Source organism: Streptomyces sp. NPDC046876 (genome assembly GCF_040645035.1).
GTDB lineage: Bacteria > Actinomycetota > Actinomycetes > Streptomycetales > Streptomycetaceae > Streptomyces.
Genome location: NZ_JBEYXK010000006.1, coordinates 177,200 through 183,814, shown reverse-complemented (window position 1 = coordinate 183,814; position 6,615 = coordinate 177,200). Strand labels below are relative to the sequence as shown.

Genomic DNA, 6,615 nt, shown 5'->3' with positions numbered 1-6,615 from the left:
GGGCGGAGCCCGGTGCCCGGCGGAGCCGGGTTTCTCGGGGCTCCGCCCCAAACCCGCGCCTCAAACGCCGGCGAGGCTGGAATGCCCAGAAGGCGGGCGCCGAGGACGTGTGGGCGGCAGCACCGTCGCTCCGCCTCCGGCGACGCCCGGGACCGGGGTCCAGCACATCCAGCCCCGCCGGCGTTTGAGGCGCGGGGTCCGGGCGGGGCCCGGGGCGGGGGCGGCGGATAGGGTCGGGGCATGCTCGTAGCCGCTGCCGTCTGCCCCGCCCCGCCACTGCTCGTGCCCGAGGTCGCCGCAGGGGCCGCCGCCGAACTCGGCGACGCCCGTACCGCCTGCTCCGACGCCCTCGCGGTACTCGCCGCCTCCCGCCCCGACCTGCTGGTCGTCGTCGGCGCCGCCGACACCCCGGACGCCGCCGGCCCCTACCCCCAGGGCACCCCCGGCAGCTTCCGCGGCTTCGGCGTCGCGGCCGACGTCCGACTGGGGCGCGGTGACGGGGACGGGGCGGGGCCCCGCACCCTGCCCGCACCGCTCGCCGTCGGCGCCTGGCTGCTCGAGCACGCCCGCTGGGGCGCCGCCCCGCTCGAAGGCCTGGCCGTGGCCGCGGACCTCGCCCCCGCACAGTGCCTGGAGGCCGGCCGCCGCCTCGCCGCGCGCGAGGAGCGCGTCGCCCTCCTCGTCATGGGCGACGGCAGCGCCTGCCGCACCCTCAAGGCCCCCGGCTACCTCGACGAGCGCGCCGCCGACTTCGACGCCGCCGCCGGGCGCGCCCTCGCGGCCGCCGACACGGCCGGTCTCGCCGCGCTCGACCCCGGTCTGGCCCGCGAGCTCCAGGCCGCCGGCCGGGCCCCGTGGCAGGTGCTGGCCGGCGCCGCCGAGGGCGCGGGCCTGGACGGGCGGCTGCTGTACGAGGCCGCCCCGTACGGGGTGGGCTACTTCGTCGCCGCCTGGTCCTGAGCCGCCGGACACAGGCCGCCAAAACGCAGGCACGGCAAGGGGCGCGGGCCCGCTCGGCCCGCGCCCCTTGCCGTGAACCGCGTCAGGAAGCCGGCGGCGGCGTCGGCCCGCCGGGGGCGTCCTTGTGCGCGATCTTGCCCAGGGCGTCCTTCGCCTTGCCCGTGCCGCTCGAGATCCGGTCGCTGTACTTGCCGTGCGTCTTGGAGTCCACGGCCTTGGCGACCTTGTCCAGCCGCTCGCCGATGCTGCCCTCGTGCTGCTGCGCGAGGTGTTCGACCTTCTCCTTCGCCGGCTCGAGCTTGGCCTTCAGAGTGTCCAGCAGGCCCATGGGTCACCTTCCCGTGGCGGTGGCTACGTGCGGGCGCTCTCCCCGGCCTCGCTGTCCGCGGCGGCCTCCGCCGACTGCTGCTTCGGGATCTCGACGGCCTCCGCCGCCGGAGCCCCGGCGGCCGCCGGCTCGGCCCCGGTCCCGGCCGCCCCGTCGGCGGCCACCCCGGACTCCTCGGACTGCTTCTCCGCCGTCACGCCCTCCGCCGCGACCTCGTCGGTCGCAGCAGCGGCCTTACGACGAAAAAGCCGATCAAAAACGCCCATGTCTACTCCCATAACGTTACTCGTGCGGGTGAAGTTCCGCCCGGTCCGGCCCTGCCTGCGCCGGGCGCACGCCGGGCGGAACCCCGCCAGGGCAACGACGGTGCCGCCGCCCCGTCACGTAACTCGATCGGGTGCATGCCGGAGTGTTTGCGAGACTGGGGCAGTGAGGAACGCATCCCCCGCCCCGCGGGTCATCGCCGTCGTCGGCCCCACCGCGGCCGGAAAGTCAGATCTGGGCGTAGCCCTGGCCCGCCATTTCGACGGCGAGGTCGTCAACGCCGACTCCATGCAGCTGTACCGGGGGATGGACATCGGCACCGCCAAGCTGACGACCGAGGAGCAGGGCGGGATCCCGCACCACCTCCTCGACATCTGGGACGTGACCGAGACCGCCAGCGTCGCCGAGTACCAGCGCCTGGCCCGCGCCGAAATCGACGAGCTGCTCGCCCAGGGCCGTACGCCGGTCCTCGTCGGCGGATCCGGCCTGTACGTCCGCGGCGCCCTCGACGCCATGGAGTTCCCCGGCACCGACCCCGAGGTCCGCGCCCGGCTGGAGGAGGAGCTCGCCGAGCGCGGCCCCGGAGCCCTGCACCTGCGCCTCGCCGCCGCGGACCCGGCCGCCGCCGAGGCGATCCTGCCCGGCAACGGCCGCCGCATCGTCCGCGCCCTGGAGGTCATCGAGATCACCGGGAAGCCCTTCACCGCCAACCTGCCCGGCCACGAGTCGGTGTACGACACCGTCCAGATCGGCGTCGACGTCTCCCGGCCCGAGCTCGACGAGCGGATCGCGCTGCGCGTGGACCGCATGTGGGAGGCCGGCCTGGTCGACGAGGTCCGCGCGCTGGAGGCCCGCGGCCTGCGCGACGGAATCACCGCGTCCAGGGCGCTCGGCTACCAGCAGGTGCTGGCCGCCCTCGCCGGGGAGTGCACCGAGGACGAGGCCCGGGCCGAGACCGTCCGCGCCACCAAGCGCTTCGCCCGCCGCCAGGACTCCTGGTTCCGCCGCGACCCCCGCGTGCACTGGCTCAGCGGGGCGGCCGCCGACCGCAGGGAACTCCCCGGGCTTGCGCAGTCGTTGGTCGAACGAGCGGTTACAGCCTGATCACGTCATGGCATCGGGACGCCCCGCGCGCCCGTTCGGGGCCCCGGGCCGTGCCATCATCAAATTCCGCAGGTGTGGTCACCAGCGGTGAACGGCGGCAACGGAGTCCGAGTGGGGAGGGCGCGTGGCGATGGAGGCCGGCCCTCGTGACACCGGCCGGGACGGGACGAAGCGGGAAGCGGACCCGACGCTTCTCGGCGAGACGCCCGTGCCCGACGAGCTCGGCCTGCCCGCGGACCCGGCCCGGCTGACCTCCGACGGTCCGGACGTCCCCGACCCCGCCGACGGCGAGGTCCCCGCCGGTCCCGAGTTCGAGGTCGAGCTGCGCCCGCAGCGCCGGCTGCGGATCTGGCAGATCGCCCCGATCGTGATGCTGGCCGCCGCCGGCTCCCTGATGTTCGCCTTCCCGCTCGCCTTCGAGTTCGGTGACGGCGGAGCCGTGGTCGCCATGCTCGGCTTCCTGATCTGCGCCTGCGCCGGCGGCTGGGGGATGATGGCCGCGCGGCGCGTCGGCTACACCTGGCCCGGGCTCCCGCCCCGCGGCAGCGGCCGCCGCCCCGACTGGCGCATGGCCGCGCTGTACGCCCTGGTCGCGCTGGTCGTCGTAGGCCTGGCCGTGTACCGGGTGGCCCGGCTCCGGTAGTCCCCGCCGGGTGCTCACCGCCGACCCCCCCCCCCCCCCGCGTTCGCGGTGGCCCCTGCGCCGCCCGGGCGACGCCCGCGTCCACGCCCCGGACACCGCCGACCTGCGCGAAGGCCCGCTCGGTACCATGGGGCGCGTGACGCAGACGAGCCTCTCCTTCCTCAAGGGCCACGGCACCGAGAACGACTTCGTGATCGTCCCGGACCCGGACAACACCGTCGGGCTGCCCGCGGCCGCCGTCGCCCGGCTGTGCGACCGGCGCGCCGGCATCGGCGCGGACGGAGTGCTGCACGTCGTCCGCTCCGCCGCCCACCCCGAGGCGGCGCACATGGCCGACGAGGCCGAGTGGTTCATGGACTACCGCAACAGCGACGGCTCTGTCGCCGAGATGTGCGGCAACGGCGTCCGCGTCTTCGCCCGCTACCTCCAGTACGCCGGCCACGTCGAGCCCGGCGACCTCGCCGTCGCCACCCGCGGCGGCATCAAGCGGGTCCACCTCGACAAGAGCGGCGACGTCACCGTCTCCATGGGCCGCGCCGTCCTGCCCGAGGAGCAGGTCACCGTGGTCGTCGGCGACCGCGCCTGGCCCGCCCGCAACGTGAACATGGGCAACCCGCACGCCGTCGCGTTCGTCGAGAGCCTCGACCACGCGGGCAACCTGTTCGAACCCCCGCCGTACCACCCCGCCGAGGTCTACCCGACCGGCGTGAACGTGGAGTTCGTCGTCGACCGCGGCCCCCGCCACGTCGCCATGCGCGTCCACGAGCGCGGCTCCGGCGAGACCCGCTCCTGCGGCACCGGCGCCTGTGCCGTCGCCGTGGCCGCCATCCGCCGCGACGGCGCCGACCCCTCCGTCACCGGAGAGCCCGTCACGTACACCGTGGACCTCCCCGGCGGTACCCTCGTCATCACCGAACACCCCGACGGCCGGATCGACATGACCGGGCCGGCCGTGATCGTCGCGGCGGGCGAGTTCGACCCCTCCTGGCTCACCGAAACGGCTTTCGCCTGAAGGTTCCCTCTCATGGGTGATCCGTTTCACGCTCGGCGAGAGGTGGACTGCGCCACGTGGTGGGGTCGGTAGCATCAGACACCGGCCCTGAGGGCTTCACCCCATGCCCGCCGCAGCCGGTAGAAGCCGCCGGAGGTGCCCATGAGTGCAGAGGCCACGAACCCCGAAGCACGACCCGAAGCGCGCCCCGAACTCCGCAGACGGGGCCGGACCCGCATTGACCTGCGCCGACTCGGGCGTGCGGCCCTCCTCGGGCCCACGCCCCGGGACCGGCTCCCCGACGCCATCGGCCACGTCGCCGAGGCGCACCGCGCCCACCACCCGGACGCGGACCTGTCCGTCCTGCGCCGCGCGTACCTGCTCGCGGAGACCTCGCACCGCGGCCAGATGCGCAAGAGCGGTGAGCCGTACATCACACACCCGCTCGCCGTCACCCTGATCCTCGCCGAACTCGGCGCCGAGACCACCACCTTGACGGCCTCTCTGCTCCACGACACCGTCGAGGACACCGAGGTGACCCTCGATCAGGTCCGGGCCGAGTTCGGCGACGAGGTCGCCTTCATCGTCGACGGCGTCACCAAGGTCGAGAAGATCGACTACGGGGCTGCCGCCGAACCCGAGACCTTCCGCAAGATGCTCGTCGCCACCGGCAACGACGTCCGCGTGATGTCCATCAAACTCGCCGACCGGCTGCACAACATGCGCACCCTCGGCGTGATGCGCCCGGAGAAACAGGCGCGGATCGCCAAGGTCACCCGCGACGTCCTCATCCCGCTCGCCGAACGCCTCGGCGTCCAGGCCCTCAAGACCGAGCTGGAAGACCTCGTCTTCGCGATCCTGCACCCCGAGGAGTACGAGCACACCCGCGCCCTCATCGCCGCCCACGCCGGGGAGAGTGACCCGCTGCCCGGCATCGCCGACTCCGTACGCGCCGTCCTGCGCGACGCCGGGATCGCCGCCGAGGTGCAGGTACGGCCCCGGCACTTCGTCTCCGTGCACCGCGTCGCCCTCAAACGCGGCGAGCTCCGCGGCTCCGACTTCGGCCGCATCCTCGTCCTCGTCGGCGAGAACGCCGACTGCTACGGGGTGCTGGGGGAGCTGCACACCTGCTTCACCCCGGTCGTCTCGGAGTTCAAGGACTTCATCGCCGCCCCCAAGTTCAACCTCTACCAGTCGCTGCACACGGCCGTCGCCACGCCGGAGGGGTACGTGGCCGAGGTCATCGTCCGCACCCGGCAGATGCACCGGGTCGCCGAGGCCGGCGTGGTCGCGCTCGGCAACCCGTACGCGACCGCGGCCGCCGCCGCTGCGACTGCCACCGGCTCTGCCTCCGCTGCCTCCGCCGCCGCCGAGGCCGCCGACGGCGACGAGGAACGGGTCGACCCCACCCGGCCCGGCTGGCTGGCCCGGCTGCTCGACTGGCAGCGCTCCGCACCCGACCCCGACACCTTCTGGAGCGGCCTGCGCGCCGAACTGGCCCAGGACCGGGAGATCACCGTCTTCCGCGCCGACGGCGGCACCCTGGGCCTGCCCGCCGGCGCCAGCTGCATCGACGCCGCCTACGCCCAGTACGGCGAAGCCGCCCACGGCTGTATCGGCGCCCGGGTCAACGGGCGCCTCACCTCCCTGGGCTCACGGCTGTCCGACGGCGACACCGTCCAGCTGCTCCTCGCCCAGGACTCCTCCTCCGGACCCGCCGCCGACTGGCTGGACCACGCCAGGACCCAGGCCGCGCGGATCGCCATCAGCAGCTGGCTCGAAAGCCATCCCGACGGCCCCAAGCCCACCACCACCCCCGCCCGGGCCCCGCTGTCCGTGGTCGGGGCCCGGGGCGGGGGCGCCAACGCCGTCGCCGACCTGCCCGACGCCCCCGTCCGGCTGGCCGGCTGCTGCACCCCGGTGCCCCCGGATGTCGTCGCCGGGTTCGTGGTGCGGGGCGGGGCCGTCACCGTCCACCGCGTCGAGTGCGCGGCCGTCGCCCAGATGCGGTCCCTGGGGCGCACCTCCGTCGCCGTGCACTGGCGGGCCACCGCGGACTGCCGGGTCACCCTGCTCGCCGAATCGTTCGGCCGCCCCCACCTGCTGGCCGACCTCACCGAGGCCATCGCCCGCCAGGGCGTCGAGGTCGTCTCCGCGACCGTGGAACCCCCCGTTGAACAGCGCGTCCGGCACACCTACACCCTCCAGCTCCCCGACGCGGCGGGCCTCCCGGCGCTCATGCGGGCCATGCGCGACGTACCCGGCGTGTACGACGTCAGCCGCGCCTGACCCGCTCGGCGGCGCGCCCGACCCGCTCGGCCCGCC

7 protein-coding genes are annotated in these 6,615 nt (G+C 74.8%); 5 read left to right on the top strand and 2 right to left on the bottom strand.

Annotated features, from left to right (window positions below; genetic code table 11):
- Positions 1-240 precede the first annotated feature (240 nt).
- Positions 241-960: a class III extradiol dioxygenase subunit B-like domain-containing protein gene (locus ABZ924_RS06345; protein WP_361904914.1), complete on the top strand. Its 720-nt coding sequence runs from the start codon at positions 241-243 to the stop codon at positions 958-960.
- A gap of 82 nt (positions 961-1,042) precedes the next feature.
- Here the strand turns inward: ABZ924_RS06345 and ABZ924_RS06340 are convergent, their stop codons facing one another.
- Entirely contained in the window at positions 1,043-1,288 is a 246-nt protein-coding gene (locus tag ABZ924_RS06340) for an antitoxin (protein ID WP_361904912.1), read from the bottom strand.
- A 23-nt stretch (positions 1,289-1,311) separates the two neighbouring features.
- Positions 1,312-1,554, bottom strand: a complete 243-nt coding sequence (locus ABZ924_RS06335; RefSeq protein ID WP_361904909.1) for a hypothetical protein — start codon at positions 1,552-1,554, stop codon at positions 1,312-1,314.
- Between the two features lie 163 nt (positions 1,555-1,717).
- On the opposite strand from ABZ924_RS06335, the gene miaA reads away from it, so the two are divergent.
- From miaA to ABZ924_RS06315, 4 genes are all read left to right on the top strand, one after another.
- A complete protein-coding gene (gene miaA, locus ABZ924_RS06330; RefSeq protein WP_361904907.1) occupies positions 1,718-2,656 on the top strand; it encodes a tRNA (adenosine(37)-N6)-dimethylallyltransferase MiaA in 939 nt (312 codons plus the stop codon).
- A 130-nt stretch (positions 2,657-2,786) separates the two neighbouring features.
- A complete protein-coding gene (locus ABZ924_RS06325; RefSeq protein ID WP_361904934.1) occupies positions 2,787-3,299 on the top strand; it encodes a hypothetical protein in 513 nt (170 codons plus the stop codon).
- A 136-nt stretch (positions 3,300-3,435) separates the two neighbouring features.
- Entirely contained in the window at positions 3,436-4,311 is an 876-nt protein-coding gene (gene dapF / locus ABZ924_RS06320; protein WP_361904904.1) for a diaminopimelate epimerase, read from the top strand.
- Positions 4,312-4,452: 141 nt separating this feature from the next.
- Entirely contained in the window at positions 4,453-6,579 is a 2,127-nt protein-coding gene (locus tag ABZ924_RS06315; protein WP_361904903.1) for an HD domain-containing protein, read from the top strand.
- Positions 6,580-6,615: the final 36 nt, after the last annotated feature.

Excerpts from the sequence above, each read along its gene's own strand:
- ABZ924_RS06340 (WP_361904912.1), bottom strand. The coding sequence starts at position 1,288 with ATGGGCCTGCTGGACACTCTGAAGGCCAAGCTCGAGCCGGCGAAGGAG.
- ABZ924_RS06335 (WP_361904909.1), bottom strand. The coding sequence starts at position 1,554 with ATGGGCGTTTTTGATCGGCTTTTTCGTCGTAAGGCCGCTGCTGCGACC.
- ABZ924_RS06345 (WP_361904914.1), top strand. The coding sequence starts at position 241 with ATGCTCGTAGCCGCTGCCGTCTGCCCCGCCCCGCCACTGCTCGTGCCC.
- ABZ924_RS06325 (WP_361904934.1), top strand. The coding sequence starts at position 2,787 with ATGGAGGCCGGCCCTCGTGACACCGGCCGGGACGGGACGAAGCGGGAA.
- ABZ924_RS06315 (WP_361904903.1), top strand. The coding sequence starts at position 4,453 with ATGAGTGCAGAGGCCACGAACCCCGAAGCACGACCCGAAGCGCGCCCC.